The sequence below is a fragment of the Sphingomonas sp. CCH9-E2 genome, assembly GCF_001557215.1.
Lineage (GTDB): Bacteria > Pseudomonadota > Alphaproteobacteria > Sphingomonadales > Sphingomonadaceae > Sphingomonas.
In genome coordinates, this window is the sequence record NZ_LSJM01000176.1 from 1 (window position 1) to 19,738 (window position 19,738).

At 65.5% G+C, this 19,738-nt stretch carries 12 protein-coding genes and 1 tRNA gene; 6 read left to right on the top strand and 7 right to left on the bottom strand.

The features are described from left to right. Positions 1 to 89 precede the first annotated feature (89 nt). Positions 90 to 1,481, bottom strand: a complete 1,392-nt coding sequence (gene desA / locus AX681_RS08910; RefSeq protein ID WP_066664555.1) for a syringate O-demethylase — start codon at positions 1,479 to 1,481, stop codon at positions 90 to 92. Positions 1,482 to 1,494: 13 nt separating this feature from the next. Then, the gene (locus tag AX681_RS08915) at positions 1,495 to 2,205 is read right to left on the bottom strand and encodes an alpha/beta fold hydrolase (protein ID WP_231733844.1); all 711 of its coding nucleotides are present in this window, start codon (positions 2,203 to 2,205) and stop codon (positions 1,495 to 1,497) included. 92 nt (positions 2,206 to 2,297) lie between these two features. Here AX681_RS08915 and AX681_RS08920 point away from each other — a divergent pair, with 92 nt between their 5' ends. Together AX681_RS08920 and purU are read left to right on the top strand one after the other, a co-directional pair. Continuing rightward, positions 2,298 to 3,185, top strand: coding sequence for a methylenetetrahydrofolate reductase (locus tag AX681_RS08920; protein ID WP_066664559.1), 888 nt, complete (start codon positions 2,298 to 2,300; stop codon positions 3,183 to 3,185). After that, the gene (gene purU / locus AX681_RS08925) at positions 3,182 to 4,036 is read left to right on the top strand and encodes a formyltetrahydrofolate deformylase (RefSeq protein ID WP_066664561.1); all 855 of its coding nucleotides are present in this window, start codon (positions 3,182 to 3,184) and stop codon (positions 4,034 to 4,036) included. The genes AX681_RS08920 and purU overlap by 4 nt, the downstream gene beginning before the upstream one ends. Before the next feature lie 10 nt (positions 4,037 to 4,046). Here purU and AX681_RS08930 read toward each other — a convergent pair. Then, a tRNA-Leu gene (locus AX681_RS08930) sits at positions 4,047 to 4,130 on the bottom strand. A 305-nt stretch (positions 4,131 to 4,435) separates the two neighbouring features. Here AX681_RS08930 and rpoB point away from each other — a divergent pair. Genes rpoB through rpoC form a run of 3 tightly spaced genes read left to right on the top strand, consistent with a single transcriptional unit; the run spans position 4,436 to position 13,085 of the window. After that, on the top strand, positions 4,436 to 8,581 hold the full coding sequence (gene rpoB, locus AX681_RS08935) for a DNA-directed RNA polymerase subunit beta (protein ID WP_066664563.1): 4,146 nt from the start codon (positions 4,436 to 4,438) through the stop codon (positions 8,579 to 8,581). A gap of 6 nt (positions 8,582 to 8,587) precedes the next feature. Continuing rightward, complete coding sequence (locus tag AX681_RS21920; protein ID WP_156442934.1) at positions 8,588 to 8,773, top strand: hypothetical protein; 186 nt, start codon at positions 8,588 to 8,590, stop codon at positions 8,771 to 8,773. Between the two features lie 31 nt (positions 8,774 to 8,804). Continuing rightward, entirely contained in the window at positions 8,805 to 13,085 is a 4,281-nt protein-coding gene (gene rpoC, locus AX681_RS08940; protein ID WP_066664565.1) for a DNA-directed RNA polymerase subunit beta', read from the top strand. A 102-nt stretch (positions 13,086 to 13,187) separates the two neighbouring features. On the opposite strand, the gene AX681_RS08945 is transcribed toward rpoC, so the two are convergent. Together AX681_RS08945 and AX681_RS08950 are read right to left on the bottom strand one after the other, a co-directional pair. After that, a complete protein-coding gene (locus AX681_RS08945; protein ID WP_066664567.1) occupies positions 13,188 to 14,561 on the bottom strand; it encodes an alginate export family protein in 1,374 nt (457 codons plus the stop codon). A gap of 241 nt (positions 14,562 to 14,802) precedes the next feature. Next, complete coding sequence (locus tag AX681_RS08950; RefSeq protein WP_197422060.1) at positions 14,803 to 15,918, bottom strand: carbohydrate porin; 1,116 nt, start codon at positions 15,916 to 15,918, stop codon at positions 14,803 to 14,805. A gap of 145 nt (positions 15,919 to 16,063) precedes the next feature. On the opposite strand from AX681_RS08950, the gene AX681_RS08955 reads away from it, so the two are divergent. Then, positions 16,064 to 17,992, top strand: coding sequence for a methyl-accepting chemotaxis protein (locus tag AX681_RS08955; RefSeq protein ID WP_231733845.1), 1,929 nt, complete (start codon positions 16,064 to 16,066; stop codon positions 17,990 to 17,992). 40 nt (positions 17,993 to 18,032) lie between these two features. On the opposite strand, the gene AX681_RS08960 is transcribed toward AX681_RS08955, so the two are convergent. After that, positions 18,033 to 18,557, bottom strand: a complete 525-nt coding sequence (locus tag AX681_RS08960; protein WP_231734908.1) for a DUF805 domain-containing protein — start codon at positions 18,555 to 18,557, stop codon at positions 18,033 to 18,035. A gap of 89 nt (positions 18,558 to 18,646) precedes the next feature. Next, positions 18,647 to 19,738: YifB family Mg chelatase-like AAA ATPase (locus tag AX681_RS08965; RefSeq protein WP_066682089.1), on the bottom strand; the 1,092-nt coding region annotated here is incomplete at its 5' end.

Below are 19,738 nucleotides of genomic sequence, written 5' to 3' on the forward strand. Positions count from 1 at the left end.
GGCCGTCTGCGCGGCCGCCCCTCCACCACCCGCTGCGCGGGCGGTCCCCCTCCCCTGAGCAAAGCTCAGGGGAGGAATTTCCGCTCCCCTCACCCGCGTGTGCGCCAGCCCTCGGCATAGGAATCGCGCGCCACTTCCGAATAGGGTGCGGGCGCGACGGTCGCCTTGATCTCGACCTGCACATGCCGCTCGACCGTTGGCTTGCGCGTCCCGCCATCGGGCTCGCCCCAGACGAACGTCACTTCGGTGCCCGGTTCCGCGACGTCCGCATCGACCATCGCCAGCGTCAGGAAGCGACCTTCATTGACGGTATAGCCGATCCAGGTCGAGATACCGACCGGGCGGCCATCCTTGAGCACCGCGTCATAGGGGTGCATCGCGTAGACCGCGCTCGGGAAGTCGATGAACTTCGCGCGATCGCCCTTTTGCAGCATCGAGCTCATCACGCGCAGCATGTCCTGCGTATCGAGCGCCAGCGTCACCTTGCGGCGGTGCGGCTGATCCTTCATCCGCTCGAGCGCTTCGCGACCGATAAAGTCATGGTCGAACTTGACCATGTGGCCGTAGCCCAAGTCCCACGGCGTCAGATAATAATCCTCGATGTTGTCCGACACGAAGCTGCCGCCGACCGACGCACCGGCCTCATAGGATTTGGCCGACAGCCAGGCGCGATACTCGGCCAATGACTCGCCGGTGTAGATCGCGGGCAGCGGCGACGGGATCCAGCCAGACTCCAGCGTGTTCGACGCATAGGTGCGGCCACCGCACAGCGTCAGGCCGAAGTCCTTGCCGGCGTCGATCAGCGCGTTGCGGACGGTGTCGTAATCCTTCCACGGTCCGAACAGCTCGTAACCCGGCTGGCCGACCATGCCGTGACGCAGCGCGCGCACCTCGACCCCGGCGATCGTGATCGGGGCCATGTGGAAGAATTTGAGCTCGGGCGGGGTCGCGCCCATCGCGCGCTCCAGCACCTTCATCGCGTTCGGCCCCTGCAACTGGAAGCGATAGTTGCGGCGATTATCCTTGTCCGGCCGCGCGGCGGTGCGCTCGTCGCGCTCGACCGTCACGTCCCATTTACCCGATGCTGCGTGATACTCGACCCATTCGATCGACGGTGCGCGGCCAACCAGCTCGAACGTGTTCTCTGCCAGATAGAACAGGATCACGTCGCCGATGACATAGCCGTCGGGCGTGACCGGCGCGAACTGCTTGGCGCGGTTGGGGACGAAGCCCTTGAAGCTGTTGGGCGCGAGATAGTGGAGCATGTCGAATGCGCCCGGCCCGGTGACGAGCAGGTCGACCATGTGGAAGCTCTGGTTGAACAGCACGCAGCTGTTGGCCCAGGAGAGCTGTTCGTCGCGCCAGTTGGAATATTCGGCCGGAACGCCCGGATAGGCATTGGGGCCGACCTGCTGGTTGCGCAGGAAATCGACGATGTTGGTCTGTTCGTCGAGCAGTTGCTGAAGCGTCTTGTCGGTCACGATCGTGTCTCTCCTAAGCTGGGGTCGTGGCGGGGATGGCGAGCCATTCCCGGATCAGGGTGTTGAACGGGTGCGGTTGTTCGGCGGGGGCCATGTGGCCCGCTCCCGCGATGACGTGCAGCGTCGCGCCGGCAATGCGCGCGGCGATCGCCTGGTGCTGCGCGACGTCGGACCATCGGTCTTCTGCCCCGACGACGACGGCGGTGGGGCAGGCGATCGTCTGCAGCACCGGGCCGGTGTCGGGGCGGTCGAGCAGTGCCGCGGTCTGCGCCTCGAATACGGCCTGCCCGGCGCGCAGGCACATGGCGCGGAGCGACGCCGTCAGCGCTTCATCGCCACGCGCGGCCTCGCCCAGCATCGGGGGCAGCCAGGCATCGACGAGCCGGTCGAACCCCTCACAACGGCCAAGATCGCGCAGCGCATAGCGCTGCTCCGCTTCGCCCGGGCGCACGGCATGCACCCCGGTATCGGCGATCATCAGCCGGGTGACTCGCTCCGGCGCGCGCGCGACCACCTCCAGCGCGACGCGTGCGCCCATCGAGTGGCCGATCAGCGCGAAGCGGTCTGGCGCGGCGGTGAGGGCATGCACCGCCATCGCGCCGATCGTGTCGGCACCCCCATAATGGTCGTCGATGGCGCGGGCCGAAGGAAATGCCTTTAGCGTCGCCGCGAACATCGTCGCGTCGCACATCAATCCCGGCAGGATCAGCAGGTGTTCGGGCAAGCGCGTCTGAATCCGTATATGTGAAATATTCGTCTATGCGAATTTACATCGGCGCGCTAGACGTGAATCTTCACTCAGGACGCGGAAGCCCGGTGCCCCCTCCCCTCATTCATCCCAACTGGTCGCGCCCAGCCGCCTCGGCGATCGACGGCTATTCGATCGAGGTGACGGGAAGAGAGACGGAGGCATTGCGCGCCGTGGCGCCGCGCATGCCGGTGGGCACGCCCGTGGCCATCCCGTTCCTGCCCGGTGAGCCGCTGGAGGCGCGCGTGCGCGCAGCGGAAACGATTCGTGCGCTGGGACTGGAACCCATGCCGCATTTTTCGGCGCGGCGGATCGCGAGCCACGCGGAGTTTGAGGACTATCTCAACGCGGCGCGGACGCGGGCCGCAATTCGCCGCTGCTTCGTCGTTGCGGGCGATCCTGCAATTCCGGCGGGGCCGTTTGTCGACAGCATGGCGCTGATCGCGACCGGCGCGTTCGAGCGCGCGGGGATCGCCGCGATCGGCATTGGCGGGCATCCCGAGGGGCATCCCAACATGACCGAGGCGCAGTGTTTCGCAGTGCTGCAGGGCAAGTGCGACGAAATCGAGCGGCGCGGCATGGCTCCGTTGATCGTGACCCAATTCGGCTTCGACGCAGACGCGGTGCTGCGCTGGCTCGGCGAATTGCGCCGCCGGGGGATCGCCGCGCCGGTGCGGCTGGGCGTGCCGGGGCCGGCCGGGATCAGGACGTTGATGCGCTATGCCGCGCTGTGCGGCGTCGGGGCATCGGCAGCAGTGCTGCGCAAATACGGACTGTCGCTCGGCAATTTGATCGGATCGGCTGGACCGGATCGCTTCATCGCGGCGCTTGCGGCAGGATTGACGACCGACCATGAGCCGGTACGGCTGCACTTCTACCCCTTTGGCGGCGTGGCGCGCACGCTCGACTGGATCGAAAGCTATGCACGCACCGCTGGACTGGACACTCACGCATGACCGAAGCCTGCACTATCACCTTCCACTGCACCGACCGGCAGGGCATCGTCGCCGCGGTTGCCGGATTCCTTACCCAGTCGGGCTGCAACATCACCGAATCGCAGCAATATAATGACGCGATCACCGGCGGCTTTTTCATGCGCGTGGTGTTCGCTGCGCCCGCAACGGCGGTGGGCGATATCGAGACGCGCTTTACCGCCCTGGCGCGAGACTGGGGCATGGACTGGACGTTCCGGGTCAATTCCCGGCCCAAGCGCGTGCTGCTGCTGGTATCGAAGTTCGACCATTGCCTGGGCGACCTGCTCTATCGCCGCCGCATCGGCGAGCTGCACATGGATGTAGTCGGCATTGTTTCCAACCATCCGCGCGCTGCGCTCGCCACGTCGATGATCGGCGACATCCCCTATCACCATTTGCCGATCACCCCGCAGACCAAGCCGGCGCAGGAGGCGCAGATCAAAGCGATCGTCACCGAAACGGGGGCGGAGCTGGTCGTGCTGGCGCGCTATATGCAGATCCTGTCGGACGATCTCGCCGCGTTCCTGTCCGGCCGCTGCATCAACATCCACCACAGCTTCCTGCCCGGCTTCAAGGGGGCCAAGCCTTATCATCAGGCCTATCAGCGCGGGGTGAAGATGATCGGCGCGACCGCGCATTATGTCACCGCCGACCTCGATGAAGGGCCGATCATCCATCAGGATGTCGAGGCGATCTCGCACGCCGACACGCCCGACGATCTGGTGCGCAAGGGCCGCGATATCGAGCGCCGGGTGCTGGCCACGGCGGTGCATTATCACCTGGAGGACCGGGTGCTGCTCAACGGCGCGCGCACGGTGGTGTTCCGGGCGTGACCCGAAATTCTGGTGCCCCTGGCCGGACTCGAACCAGCATGCCTTGCGGCGGTCGATTTTGAGTCGACTGCGTCTACCATTTCGCCACAGGGGCAGCGAGCGGGCTGGCTAGACGATGGGCCGCGCGGCGGCAAGCCTTTAACGGCCCATTGGTGCCGATGCGTTTGACACTGGCCCTGCCCCTGCCTATATCGCGCCCCTACCCCGACCGGTCGGGACATGGCACGCCGTCGCGCAGCGCGCCGTACGAATGGACCGGACAGGGATCATAGACGCTTGAGAGGCTGAGTTTTTCCCCGTTTCGACGCAGGGAATCGCTCGGCCCTTTTGGCGTCTGTCTGCGTGCCTGTCCCGGCGGATACCGGGGCGAAATTCAGGCTGAGAAGGCGAAAACAGCACATGGCAACCAAAGCGATCGAAAGCGGCACCGCAAAGCGCCGCATCCGCAAGGTGTTCGGCGACATCCACGAAGTGGTGCAGATGCCGAACCTGATCGAGGTTCAGCGCGAATCCTACGAACAGTTCCTGCGGAGCGATCCCTCGATCGGCTACGTTTCGGGTCTCGAAAAGACGCTGCGCAGCGTGTTCCCGATCCGCGATTTCGCGGGCACGGCGGAACTGGACTTCGTGACCTATGAGCTCGAAGAGCCCAAGTTCGACGTCGAGGAATGCCGTCAGCGCGGCATCACCTATGCCGCCCCGATGCGCGTTACGCTTCGCCTGATCGTGTTCGAGGTCGACCCCGATACGGATGCCCGTTCGGTGCTCGATATCAAGGAGCAGGACGTCTATATGGGCGACATGCCCCTGATGACGGGCAACGGCACCTTCTTCATCAACGGCACAGAGCGCGTGATCGTGTCGCAGATGCACCGCTCGCCGGGCGTGCTGTTCGACCATGATCGCGGCAAGACCCATGCCAGCGGCAAGTATCTCTTCGCCGCACGCGTGATCCCGTATCGCGGTTCGTGGCTCGATTTCGAGTTCGACGCCAAGGACATCGTCAACGTCCGTATCGACCGCAAGCGCAAGCTGCCGGTGACGACTTTGCTCTATGCGCTGGGCCTGAACAGCGAAGAGATCCTCAACCACTTCTACAACACCGTCACGTACGTGCGCGGTCCCAATGGCTGGCAGATTCCGTTCGCCGCCGAAAACTGGCGCGGTGTCAAGCCGATGTTCGACATCGTCGACGCCAAGACCGGCGAAGTCGTGTTCCCCGCCGGCCAGAAGATCAGCCCGCGCGCTGCCAACAAGGCCGGCAAGGACGGCCTCGAGACGCTGCTGATCCCGACCGAGGAAATCTTCGGCCGCTACAGCGCGTTCGACCTGATCAACGAGACGACCGGCGAGATCTACATCGAAGCCGGCGACGAAGTGTCGGCAGAGAATCTGGAGAAGCTGGACAAGGCCGGCATCGACCGCATCGAGCTGCTCGACATCGACCATGTCTCGACCGGTCCGTGGATCCGCAACACGCTCAAGGCCGACAAGGCCGAAGAGCGCGAGCAGGCGCTCTCGGACATCTATCGCGTGATGCGCCCCGGCGAGCCGCCGACGCTGGAGACGGCGGAATCGCTGTTCGGCGGGCTGTTCTTCGATCCGGAGCGCTACGACCTGTCGGCCGTGGGCCGCGTCAAGCTCAACATGCGCCTCGACCTCGACTGCCCGGATACGGTGACGACGCTGCGCACCGAAGATATCCTCGCGGTGATCAAGACCTTGGTCGGCCTGAAGGACGGCAAGGGCGAGATCGACGATATCGACAACCTCGGCAACCGCCGCGTGCGTTCGGTGGGCGAGCTGCTGGAAAACCAGTATCGCGTCGGCCTGCTGCGCATGGAGCGTGCGGTCAAGGAGCGCATGTCGAGCGTCGACGTGTCGACGGTCATGCCGAACGACCTGATCAACGCCAAGCCGGCGGTCGCCGCCGTCCGCGAATTCTTCGGCAGCTCGCAGCTGTCGCAGTTCATGGACCAGACCAACCCGCTGTCGGAAGTCACCCACAAGCGCCGCGTGTCGGCGCTTGGGCCGGGCGGTCTGACGCGTGAGCGCGCGGGCTTCGAAGTCCGCGACGTCCACCCGACGCATTATGGCCGTATCTGCCCGATCGAAACGCCGGAAGGCCCGAACATCGGTCTGATCAACAGCCTCGCGACGTTCAGCCGCGTGAACAAGTATGGCTTCATCGAAACCCCGTACCGCAAGGTGATCGACGGCAAGGTGACCGACGAGGTCGTCTATCTGTCGGCGATGGAAGAGGCCAAGCACACGATCGCGCAGGCATCGGCCGAAACCGATGCCGAGGGCCGCTTCGTCGAGGAACTGGTGTCGGCGCGTCAGGCCGGCGAATTCCTGATGGCGTTCCCGGACACGGTGACGCTGATGGACGTGTCGCCGAAGCAGCTGGTTTCGGTCGCAGCCTCGCTCATTCCGTTCCTGGAAAATGACGACGCCAACCGCGCGCTCATGGGTTCGAACATGCAGCGTCAGGCCGTGCCGCTGGTGAAGGCGGAAGCGCCCTTCGTCGGCACCGGCATGGAAGAGACCGTTGCGCGCGATTCGGGCGCGGCGATCGCGGCCAAGCGCGCCGGCATCGTCGACCAGGTCGATGCCTCGCGCATCGTCGTCCGCGCCACCGGCGAGGTTTCGGCAGAGGAAAGCGGCGTCGACATCTACACGCTGATGAAGTTCGAGCGTTCGAACCAGTCGACCTGCATCAACCAGCGTCCGCTGGTGAAGGTGGGCGACATGGTAAATGCCGGCGACATCATCGCCGATGGCCCGTCGACCGAGTTCGGCGAGCTGGCGCTGGGCCGCAACGTCCTCGTCGCGTTCATGCCGTGGAACGGCTACAACTACGAAGACTCGATCCTGATCAACGAGCGCATCGTGAAGGACGACGTGTTCACGTCGATCCATATCGACGAGTTCGAAGTGATGGCCCGCGACACCAAGCTGGGGCCGGAGGACATCACCCGCGACATCCCGAACGTCGGTGAAGAAGCGCTGCGCAACCTCGACGAGGCGGGCATCGTGTACATCGGCGCCGAGGTCGAGCCGGGCGACATTCTGGTCGGCAAGATCACGCCGAAGGGCGAAAGCCCGATGACCCCGGAAGAGAAGCTGCTCCGCGCGATCTTCGGTGAGAAGGCCAGCGACGTGCGCGACACCTCGCTCCGCCTGCCGCCGGGCGTTGCCGGTACGGTCGTCGACGTGCGCGTCTTCAACCGCCACGGCATCGACAAGGACGAGCGCGCGATGGCAATCGAGCGCGAGGAGATCGAGCGCCTGAAGAAGGACTCGGACGACGAGCGCAACATCCTCAACCGCGCGACCTGGTCGCGTCTGCGTGAGATGCTGATCGGTCAGGTCGCGACTTCGGTGCCGAAGGGCCTGAAGAAGGGTGCCGAGATCGATCAGGACCTGCTCGACAGCGTCGATCGCCACGAATGGTGGAAGTTCGCCGTCGCCGACGACAAGGTCCAGGGCGATCTGGAGACGGTCAAGGGTCAGTATGACGAGGCCGTCAAGCGCATCAAGGACAAGTTCGAGGACCGCCGCGAGAAGCTGGAGCGGGGCGACGAGCTGCCGCCGGGCGTGCTCAAGATGGTCAAGGTGTTCGTCGCGGTGAAGCGCAAGCTGCAGCCGGGCGACAAGATGGCCGGCCGTCACGGCAACAAGGGCATCATCAGCCGCATCCTGCCGCAGGAAGACATGCCGTTCCTCGAGGACGGTACGCCGGTCGACTTCGTGCTCAACCCGCTGGGCGTGCCGTCGCGCATGAACGTCGGGCAGATCTTCGAAACGCATCTCGGCTGGGCCGCACGCGGCCTGGGCAAGAAGATCGGCGCGGCGCTCGACGCATGGCGCGAAGCCAATCCGAACCCACAGGCGGGCGAAGCCCCCGAAGCGGTCAAGGAACTGCTGCTCGAAGTCTATGGCGACAACTATGCCGATCAGATCAAGAGCCGCGACACCGCGTCGCTGATCGATCTGGCGGAGAATGTCCGCGCCGGCGTTCCGATGGGCACCCCGGTGTTCGACGGCGCGGTCGAGGCGGACGTGTCGGCGATGCTGAAGCTGGCCGGGCTCGACGAGAGCGGTCAGGTGACGCTGTATGACGGCCGCACCGGCGATGCGTTCGACCGCAAGGTGACCGTTGGGTACAAATATGTGCTCAAGCTGCACCACCTGGTCGACGACAAGATCCACGCGCGCTCGATCGGCCCGTACAGCCTCGTCACCCAGCAGCCGCTGGGCGGCAAGGCGCAGTTCGGCGGCCAGCGCTTCGGCGAAATGGAGGTCTGGGCACTGCAGGCGTATGGCGCTGCCTATACGCTGCAGGAAATGCTGACGGTGAAGTCCGACGACGTGGTCGGCCGCACCAAGGTCTATGAGGCGATCGTCAAGGGTGACGACACGTTCGAGGCCGGCATCCCCGAGAGCTTCAACGTGCTCGTCAAGGAAATGCGCTCGCTGGGTCTCAACGTCGAACTCAAGTCGATGGACGACGGCGACGAGATGGCCGAGGCGGCGGAGTAAGAAGTGATGGCTGACGAAGCTCGGACTGGAATGTCCTCACGGCGGTGGGTATTCGGACTGGGCTTCGTCGCTGCCGGTCTGGGTGTGATGTCGAGTGGCGTTCGCGCCGATGACTCCATTCAGATCGTCATGGGTGGTTTGCTAGCGCTGGCCTCTCTCATCGCCACTGTTCTGCTGTTCTTGAAGCGCTGACAGAAATTCACCCTCTAGAGGGACGAAAGAAATGAACGAACTGACCAACTTCGCGAACCCGGTGGCCAAGCCGGAGACCTTCGACCAGATCCAGATCGGCATTGCGTCGCCTGACCGCATCCGTTCGTGGTCGTTCGGCGAGATCAAGAAGCCCGAAACGATCAACTATCGCACGTTCAAGCCCGAGCGTGACGGCCTGTTCTGCGCGCGCATCTTCGGTCCGATCAAGGATTACGAATGCCTGTGCGGCAAGTACAAGCGCATGAAGTACAAGGGCATTGTCTGCGAAAAGTGCGGCGTCGAGGTGACCGTCTCGAAGGTCCGCCGTGAGCGCATGGGCCATATCGAGCTGGCTGCGCCGGTCGCGCACATCTGGTTCCTCAAGTCGCTGCCCTCGCGCATCGGCCTGCTGCTCGACATGCAGCTCAAGCAGCTTGAGCGCGTGCTGTATTTCGAATCCTACATCGTCACCGAGCCGGGCCTGACGCCGCTGGAAAAGTTCCAGCTGCTGACCGAGGACGAACTGCTCGACGCGCAGGACGAATATGGCGAAGACGCCTTCTCCGCCGGCATCGGCGCGGAAGCGGTCAAGATCATGCTCATGGACCTCGACCTCGAGGGCGAGAAGCGCACGCTGCTCGAAGAGCTGGCGACGACCAAGTCGGAGCTGAAGCCCAAGAAGATCATCAAGCGGCTCAAGGTCGTCGAGAGCTTCCTGGAATCGGGCAACCGTCCCGAGTGGATGATCCTCGACGTGGTTCCGGTCATCCCGCCCGAACTGCGCCCGCTGGTTCCGCTGGACGGCGGCCGCTTCGCGACGTCGGATCTGAACGACCTGTATCGCCGCGTGATCAACCGCAACAACCGCCTCAAGCGGCTGATGGAGCTGCGCGCGCCGGACATCATCGTCCGCAACGAAAAGCGCATGCTGCAGGAAGCGGTCGACGCGCTGTTCGACAACGGCCGCCGCGGTCGCACGATCACGGGTGCGAACAAGCGTCCGCTCAAGTCGCTGTCCGACATGCTCAAGGGCAAGCAGGGCCGCTTCCGTCAGAACCTGCTCGGCAAGCGCGTCGACTATTCGGGCCGTTCGGTCATCGTGACCGGTCCGGAACTCAAGCTGCATCAGTGCGGTCTGCCCAAGAAGATGGCGCTCGAGCTGTTCAAGCCGTTCATCTACGCGCGCCTCGACGCCAAGGGTCTGTCGATGACCCTCAAGCAGGCGAAAAAGTGGGTCGAGAAGGAGCGCAAGGAAGTCTGGGACATCCTGGACGAGGTGATCCGCGAGCACCCGGTTCTGCTGAACCGCGCGCCGACGCTTCACCGTCTGGGCATCCAGGCGTTCGAGCCGGTGCTGATCGAGGGCAAGGCGATCCAGTTGCATCCGCTGGTCTGCTCGGCGTTCAACGCCGACTTCGACGGTGACCAGATGGCCGTGCACGTCCCGCTGTCGCTCGAAGCGCAGCTGGAAGCGCGCGTCCTGATGATGTCGACCAACAACATCCTGTCGCCCGCCAACGGCAAGCCGATCATCGTGCCGTCGCAGGACATGGTGCTGGGCCTCTACTACATCACGATGGAGAAGGAGGGTGAGCCCGGTCAGGGCATGGTGCTCGGCGACATGTCGGAAGTGCACCAGGCGCTGTTCGCGGGTGCGGTGACGCTGCATTCGAAGATCACCAGCCGCGTCCCGCAGACGGACGAGGACGGCAACACCTACATGAAGCGGTTCGAGACCACCCCGGGCCGCATGCTGCTCGGCGAGTGCCTGCCGAAGTCGCACAAGGTGCCGTTCGACGTCGTCAACCGCCTGCTGACCAAGAAGGACGTGGGCGACGTGATCGACGAGGTCTATCGCCACACCGGCCAGAAGGAGACCGTGCTGTTCGCCGACGCGATCATGGCGCTCGGCTTCCGTCACGCGTTCAAGGCCGGCATCTCGTTCGGCAAGGACGACATGATCATTCCGGCGTCGAAGGAAGCAACGGTCGATGAGACCCGCGCGCTCGTGAAGGACTTCGAGCAGCAGTATCAGGACGGCCTGATCACGCAGCAGGAAAAGTACAACAAGGTGATCGACGCCTGGAGCCGTTGCGGCGACGTGGTGGCGGCCGCCATGATGGACGAGATCAAGTCGGTGAAGGTTGACGAGGCCACCGGCCGCGAAAAGCCCGCCAACGCGATCTACATGATGGCGCACTCCGGTGCGCGTGGTTCGGCGGCGCAGATCAAGCAGCTGGCCGGCATGCGCGGCCTGATGGCCAAGCCGTCGGGCGAGATCATCGAAACGCCGATCATCTCGAACTTCAAGGAAGGCCTCACGGTTCTCGAGTACTTCAACTCGACCCACGGCGCCCGCAAGGGTCTGGCCGACACCGCGCTCAAGACGGCGAACTCGGGTTACCTCACCCGCCGTCTGGTCGACGTGTCGCAGGACTGCGTCGTCATGGAACAGGATTGCGGGACCGAGCGCGCGCTGGAAATGAAGGCGATCGTGCAGGGCGGCAGCGTCATCGCATCGCTGGGTGAGCGTATCCTGGGCCGCACCACTGCCGAGGATGTCGTCGATCCCAAGACCGGCGATGTCGCGATCCCGACCGGCACGCTGCTCGACGAAGCGATGATTGCGCAGATCGAAGGTCTGGGCGTTCAGGGCATGAAGATCCGCTCGCCGCTGGTCTGCGAAGCGAAGATCGGCGTCTGCGCCAAATGCTATGGCCGTGACCTCGCCCGCGGTACGCCGGTGAATATCGGTGAAGCGGTCGGCGTCATTGCGGCGCAGTCGATCGGCGAACCGGGCACGCAGCTGACCATGCGTACCTTCCACATCGGCGGCGCGGCGCAGCTCAACGAGCAGTCGAACCTCGAAGCGCCTGTGGACGGCAAGGTCGAGTTCCGCGATCTGCGCCTGATCACCGATCAGCGCGGTCGTCGCGTGGTCCTGGCCCGGTCGGGCGAGATCGCGATCCTCGACACCGATGGTCGCGAGCTGGCGGTGCATCGCATCCCGTACGGTGCCTATGTCATGTTCGACGATGGCCACATCGTCAGCAAGGGCGACCGCATGGCCGAGTGGGATCCGTTCACCATGCCGGTGATCACGGAAACTGGCGGCGTCGTGAAGTATCAGGACCTGATCGACGGCAAGACGCTGACCGAACAGGTCGACGAAGCGACCGGCATTGCGCAGCGCGTGGTGATCGAAAACCGCGGTTCGGCGGCGAAGAAGGAAGATCTGCGTCCGCGCCTGACCCTCACCGGCGACGGTGCGGCGGAGGCCGCGCGCTACATGCTGTCGCCGGGTGCGGTGATCAGCGTGGAGGACGGTGCGACCGTGCAGGGCGGCGACGTTCTGGCCCGTGTCAGCCGCGAGTCGGCCAAGACCCGCGACATCACCGGCGGTCTGCCGCGCGTTGCCGAGCTGTTCGAAGCGCGCAAGCCCAAGGAAAATGCCATCATCGCCAAGGTCTCGGGCCGCGTGGTGTTCGGCAAGGACTATAAGGCGAAGCGCAAAATCGGCATCCAGCCCGAGGATGGCGGCGAGATCGTCGAATATCTCGTCCCCAAGTCGAAGGTGATCGACGTTCAGGAAGGCGACTATGTCAAGCGTGGCGACAACCTGATCGGCGGCAGCCCCGACCCGCACGACATTCTGGAAGTGCTCGGCATCGAGCCGCTGGCAGAATATCTCGTCGCGGAAATCCAGGAAGTCTATCGACTCCAGGGCGTGAAGATCAACGACAAGCACATCGAGGTGATCGTTCGCCAGATGCTGCAGAAGGTCGAGATCACCGACGCCGGCGACACCACCCTGCTCCCCGGCGAGCAGGTGGATCGCGACGAGATGGACGAGACCAATGCGAAGCTCGAGCCCGGCCAGGCCCCCGCACAGGGCAAGCCGATCCTGCTCGGCATCACCAAGGCGTCGCTGCAGACCCGCAGCTTCATCTCGGCGGCGTCGTTCCAGGAGACCACCCGCGTCCTCACCGAGGCGGCGGTCCAGGGCAAGCAGGACACGCTGATCGGCCTGAAGGAGAACGTGATCGTCGGCCGCCTCATCCCCGCCGGGACCGGTGCGGGCATGGGCCGCATGCGCATCGCCGCCACCAGCCGCGACGCCGCGCTCCGCGCCCAGCAGCGCAAGCTGCAGGAAGCGCTGATCGCGCCGAACTCGGCCGCGGAAGAGCGTGCCGCCGAGCTGGCGCAGGACCCGATCGACGCGATGGTCACCAGCGATGCGCTGGAGAAGGTCGAAGTGTCGGGTGACGGCAGCGACGAGGCTGCGGGCGATTATCTGAACTCGGGCGAGTAATCGCCCGGTTCAGCGGATCGCGCTGACCAAAAAATGCCGCCGCCCGAGGCATCGGGTGGCGGCTTTTTGTTGGTACCGGACAGGGCCGGAAAGCCCGACGCCTCAGAAGAAGGTCGACAAGGTCAGATAGCCGAACTTCATGTCGCCCGTTGCCGGCGCATTGGGCGCGTCGGTCAGGAACCGCCCCTTGGCGAGGAAGGCTGCGCCCGCCTCAACCCGCAACTTCTTTGGCACCAGCCAGTTGCGCACGCGGCCCTCGACCTGGGTACCGGCATCGCGGCCCGATGCGCCGCTGGCGTCGCGCACCGCCGTGGCGGCGAAGCTGTCGGTCGGGGACGCGAGCAGGAACTTGCGCGCCTTCACCGCAAAATCCCATGCCTTGCTCGGCTTCGCCTCGATCGCCACGCCCGGGCTGACGACGTTCGACCAGCTCGCCGGGCCATAAAGGCTGAGCGGCCCGAAATCGCCGCGCCGTCCGCCGAACAGCGGGTCGAAGCGGCGATAGTCGGTGGCCGTCGTATCCCCGCTGGCATAGCCGAAAAATGCGGTGACGCGCGGGGTCCAGCCCGACGCGAAGGTATAGCCAATCTCGACATTGGCCATGCCCGCGCGGACCTTGCGGTCGAGCAGGTCGCTCGCCGATGTCGATCCGCGCGTCGTGCCGCGCTGGAGCGCGCCTTCCACTTCGAAGTCGAGCTTGCCCTTGCCCGGCGTGCGATTGACCCGGCCGCCAAAGGTGACGAGGTCGCGGTCGCGGGTCGCCCGGCCGGCGCGGTCGCGCTCGTCCAGCGCATAGGCAAAGACTTCGGCCTGCGCCCCGGCCAGCGCCTTGGAGCGGGTGTAGGACCCGCCCCAGAAATGCAGCCCGGCGTTGGCGCGATCCAGCTCGACCTTGTTGTCCTCGATCGACGCGCGGTCGGATGGCAGCTTGTCGAACGGCCGAACCGCAATCAGATACACCCGGTCCCCGCGGGCGCTGCTCCAGTCGAGATTGACGCCGACAAAGCTGTTGGGCGAGTTCGACCAGTCAGGCCGGTCGAGCAGGCGACCCGAGCCCGACGATGCGGTGAAGCGACCGACGCGCAGCACGCCCTTCCCCTTTTGGCCCGCGACGGTGCCGAGATCCACGCCCAGATAGGCCTGGAGCGGTTCGAGCGCGTTGGTCTCGCTGGTCCCCGCGACCGACTGGCCATGCTGGAAATAGCTGCGCGCGTCGTCGAGTTCGGCGGTCAGATGGACGCCACCAAAATCATAGCGCGCAGTGACGAGCGTACGGAACGAGAGCATGGCGTCGCTGTCCGGGGCACCGGGACGCACCTGCCCGTCGACCACTTCGACCCGTGCGCGGACGCTGCCTTCGATCGTCAGCCCGGTGCTGTCGGCGTCCTTGCCCGATGCCGCGTGCGCGCCGCCTGCCGCTCCGATCAACAGCGCAACCGCCGCGCCGCTCAGCAGCGCGGCATAACCCGTCTTCATGCGTGATATCCTCAAACTGAACCCTGAGCCTCATTATAGACGGCCCGACCAAAGACCGGCGCGCGCGGCGCAATTGCGGTGCACCGGTGACCGACAGACCAGGCTATCGCGCCGCGCATCCCCCGGCCCGCTGAAGGACGATATTGACCGCTACCGAAGAAATACGGCGCCCCATTTGCGACCCGGTGTAGCGCAACAAGTATAAAGACAGCGTTTGCGCCCCGGCCCGCTCCGCATCGCTTCAGAATTCCAGCGTCGTCCGCAGGCCCGCGACCAGTACAGCCCCCCGCCCCCGCTCACCTGCAGGATTGACGATCAGTTGAAGGTCGGGCTGGACACTGAGCCAGGGCGCAAGGCGATCCGAATAGGTCAGCTCGAACGCGGTTTCCGCCGGTACGCTGCCGACACCGTCCGCGCTAAGCAGGCGGCGATAGCCATGCGACAGATAGGCCTGATTGACCCCGAAGGAGAGCTGGGAGTCGGCGCGCCCCGGAATAGGCCGGGTCACCAGCACACCTGCCTGCCAGCCGCCTCGAAAGGGCGTGGTCCGGCCCTCGGAGATGCCGACGCGGGCGAAGGCCGAAATCCCCGCCGCATCCGCGGACTCGCGCAACACGATCTCGCCGATGGCATAGATGCCCCAGGCCGTGCGCTGCAGCGGATCCCCCGCCGCATCGACCGCGTCGATATCGTCATGCCGATCGGTATAGCCCCAGCCGCCGACCGCCATCTTCCCGGCCTTGCCCGCCGTGCCGAGCTCCCCGATCAGCAGCGCGCCCTGATCGAAGCTCAGATCGACCCCCTGCGGGTCGCCCAGCGTCCCGGCGGCGGCGTTGAGCACGGCGATTCGGGCGTAGCGCCCCTTGTCGTCGAGCTGATGGTCAAAGCGAACGGCGAGCGCGGTGGACGGGAAGATCGACGGGCCATTGGCGCCGGTCGCCGCAATTTCGGACCCGACGCCGAATGCCGGCGCGATCAGAAGGCCTGCGGCATCGTTCGAGTAGAATTCGCTGTTGAGGTCAAAGAGCCCGACCCGGACGCTGCTGCGCGTGCCCAGCTTCTGCTCCACCCATGCCTCGAATAGCCGCAGCCGCTGGCTCGCCACCTCGATATTGTTGACACCCTGCAGCGTCGCCGCGCGATCATTGGGCATGCCGCCGAGATTGTTGAGCACATGCACATGCGCCTGCCCGCCGCGCCAGCCAAGCAGGGCATCGAAGTCAAGGTCGGCGACGACATCCAGATTATCCAGCAGAAAGACATCGTCGCCAGAGCCGCCTGATAAGGCAACGACATCGACAGTCTCGACCAGCGAAATCTGCACGGCATCTTTCGCCAGCACGGGAGATGCATGCATCGCAAAACAACATGCGGCGAGTTTGAGCATTTGATATCGCACGACCTGATCCTCATGCAGTTTACGCATATTTTAGAGGATCATGACCGGGACCGTTCGTGATCGACCTATAAGAATTGCGACTTTCATTTCGGGGGATGTTGCTATGATTTCGTTGAACCGCGCCGCGCGGCGGGTATCCGGGCTCATCCTGGGATTGATGCTGCTATGCGGTGGCGCCGGATTGGCGGCGATCTGGATCCTGAGCGACGCTCTGTCCCGTCAGCAGGACGCGGCGTCGCTACTGCGATCGCATCTTGAAGCCGACATGATGCACGACGCGGTGCGCAGCGACGTGCTCGCCACGCTCGCCGCAGCAGATCCCGCCACGGGCATCAAGCGGGCCGAAGCCATTGCCGACCTCGAGGATCATCTCAAGACTTTTGCCGAGTCGATTGCCGAGGAGCGCGCCTATGCGGGGTCGGCGGAGATCACCAGGCTGACCGAAACGCTGGCACCGCCGCTGGCCGCCTATGGCGAAGCCGCGCGAAAGATCGCGACCCTATCCGAACGCGATCATGCCGGCGCGCTTGCCGCCCTGCCCGATTTCTTTACCCGCTTCGGTGCGCTCGAAACCGCGATGGAAAGCGCGTCGGGAGCCATAGAAACACATGTCGTGCAGGTCGGGGACAGCAGCCGGCGGGCCGGCATCATCGCCATGGTGCTGCTCGGCATCACCCTGCTGCTCGGGATCGGCGTCGCCGTGCAACTGTCCCGGCTCGCGCGCCGCCATCTGGTCACACCCCTGATCGGCGTGACCGACGCGCTGCGCCGACTGGGTGCGGGTGAACCGGATGTCGCGATGGTCCCAGCGGGCAAGGTCAGCGAGATCGGCGATCTGGCCGCCGCCACCGCCGGCTTCCAGCAACAGCTGGCCAGCGCAGCCGCCGCGCGGGAGGCGCAGACGCAGTTGATCGTCGACAGTATCGGGGCCGGATTGGGCGCGTTGTCGCGCGGCGACCTGACCGCAGTAGTGACTGCCGACCTGGACGGCCCGTTCGCCAGTCTGAAATCCGATTTCAACGATGCGCTCGTCCATCTGCGCGCGCTGATCGGTGCGGTGGTCAACGGCGCACAGGCAATCCAGGCCGGAACGGGCGAGATCGCACATGCATCAGACGATCTGGCCCGCCGCACCGAAGGCAATGCCGCGAGCCTGGAGCAGACGTCCGCTGCCGTCACCCAGATGAACGACCGCCTGCACCAGACCGCAGAGGCGGCAACCCGCACCGTGGCGCGCGCCGATGGCGCGATCGCGGTGGTGGCGTCGGGCCGCGCCGTCGCGGAAGAAGCGACGCTGGCGATGACGCGCGTGGCCGACAGTGCCAAGGGCATCGACGATGTGATCGAAGGGCTCGACAAGATCGCGTTCCAGACGCGCGTGCTGGCAATGAACGCCGCCGTCGAAGCCGGTCGCGCGGGTGAAGCCGGACGCGGCTTCGCCGTCGTCGCCGACCTCGTCTCGGCTTTGGCCATGCGCGCGGAGGAAGAGGCCGGCCGCGCGCGCGAGCAGCTGACCGTGACCCGCACAGATATCGGCTCGGCCGTCGAAGCGGTGCGCAAGGTCGATGGCGCGCTGGTCGATATCACCAGCGATGTGCGCGAAGTGCATGCCCTGCTCGGCCAGATGGCAACGGACAATCAGGCGCAATCGACCGCGATCACGCAGATTGCGAGCGCGATCCAGGCAATGGACCATTCGACCCAGCAGAACGCCGCGATGGTCGAGCAAACATCAGCCGCCGCACGCAAGCTGTCGAGCGAAGTCGCCGCGCTGACCGAACAGTCGGCGCGCTTCACCATCGGCGGAGGAGATTACGCACGGGCGGTCAGTCCGCGCCCCGGTGCGGCCCGCGCGGCCCCGGTCACACCCGAGGCGGCTGCGCCCGCCAAGGCAGCGGATAAGCCCAAGCCGGCGGCAAAGCCCAAGGCCGAACCCGCCGCTCCCGCCTATCGCTCGCCGGTCAAGGCGCTGCCACGGACCAACGGGTCGGCGGTGGTTGCAACCGACGGCGATAGCTGGGACGCCTTCTGAAGCACCGGGCCGGGTCGCCAATGACCCGGCCCGGTTCAATTCAACCGAATACTTCGGGCGCGTCGAGATCCGCGCCCTTGGGATCCTCCCCGAAACGGTTCGGGCCGGCTGTGCCCGCCGTGCAATACCAGACCAGCAGCACGATCGAACAGATGAAGCCGGCGAACAGTGCGATACCGCCAACGACCATCAGCGACGATGTGCCGCCGCCCATTCCGCCCAGCGACTGCACCATTCCCACTCCTAACAGCACCGCACCGACCAAAATCGGCCCCATTGGGAGCAGAATCCACCAACCGCTGCGATCGAGATCATGGAGTCGCCGTACGCTGACTGCCAGGCTGGGGATCAAGGTGCCGAGCGCGAAGATATTGCCGAGCAGTCCGCCCGACGCTGCACCAAACGGGTCGGCCGGGTCGGCAGTGGCACTGCCGTCTAGTCCGAGCGCGTTGTCGAGGATCGCAAGCACGATCGACACGATCACCAGGAACAGCGTGTACATCCAATATTCCTTGCGCCGCGAGCGGCCCGAAAAATCGAAATAGCGTTTCAGCGGCAGGATCATCCATTCCATCGATCATTCCCCCTATTTGTCCGACTCACCCTGGTGGCCAGCGGAAGCGGTCAGCCTAACGCGCTGAAACGGCGTTGCAATCAGCTTCGCGGAGCCTGTCGCCGGTAGCTCAGTGCTTCGGCGACATGGATGCGGCCCACCGTTTCGGCACCCGCCAGGTCGGCGATGGTGCGCGCGACGCGGAGCACGCGGGTATAGCCGCGCGCACTCATCCGCATCGCCTCCGCCGCCTGCGCCAGCAGCTTGCGTCCGGGTTCGTCGGGCGTGGCGGCGCTGTCGAGCACCGGACCGTCGGCCTCGGCATTGGTGCGCGGGCCGTCGCTGCCATAGCGGGCACGCTGGACGGCGCGTGCCGTCGCGACGCGGGCGGCAACTTCGGCAGAACCTTCGCTCGGCGGGGGCAGCACCAGATCGGCGGCGGTGACCGGCTGCACCTCGACATGCAGGTCGATGCGGTCGAGCAAAGGCCCTGAGACCTTGGCCTGATAATCCGCCGCACAGCGCGGGGCGCGGGCGCAGGCCAGCGCGGGGTCGCCAAGATGCCCGCAGCGGCACGGATTCATCGCCGCAACCAGCTGAACGCGCGCCGGGAAGGTCACATGCGCATTGGCGCGCGCGACGCTGACGGTCCCCGCCTCCAGCGGCTGGCGCAGCGAATCGAGCACCGCGCGCTGGAATTCGGGGAGTTCGTCGAGGAACAGCACGCCAAGATGCGCCAGGCTGACCTCGCCCGGCTTGACCCGCAACCCACCGCCGGTCAGCGCCGCCATCGAAGCGGAATGGTGGGGTGAGCGGAACGGGCGCGTGCGCGTCAGCCGCCCGCCCTCCAGCGTCCCCGCGACGCTGGCGACCATCGACACCTCCAGCGCCTCGGCTGCGTCGAGCGGCGGGAGGATGCCGGGCAGACAGCTCGCCATCAGCGACTTGCCCGCACCCGGCGGCCCGACCATCAGCAGATTATGCCCGCCAGCTGCGGCGATTTCCAACGCGCGCTTCGCGGTTTCCTGCCCCTTTACCTGACGCAGGTCGGGACCGAACCCCGGCGGATCGGCCTCCCCCGGCTCGGGCGCGCCGAGCAGTTGCTGGCCCTTCAGATGGTTGAGCAGGCCGATCAGGTCGGGTGCCGCCAGAACCGCGCCGGTCCCGGCCCAGGCCGCTTCCGCCCCCTGCGC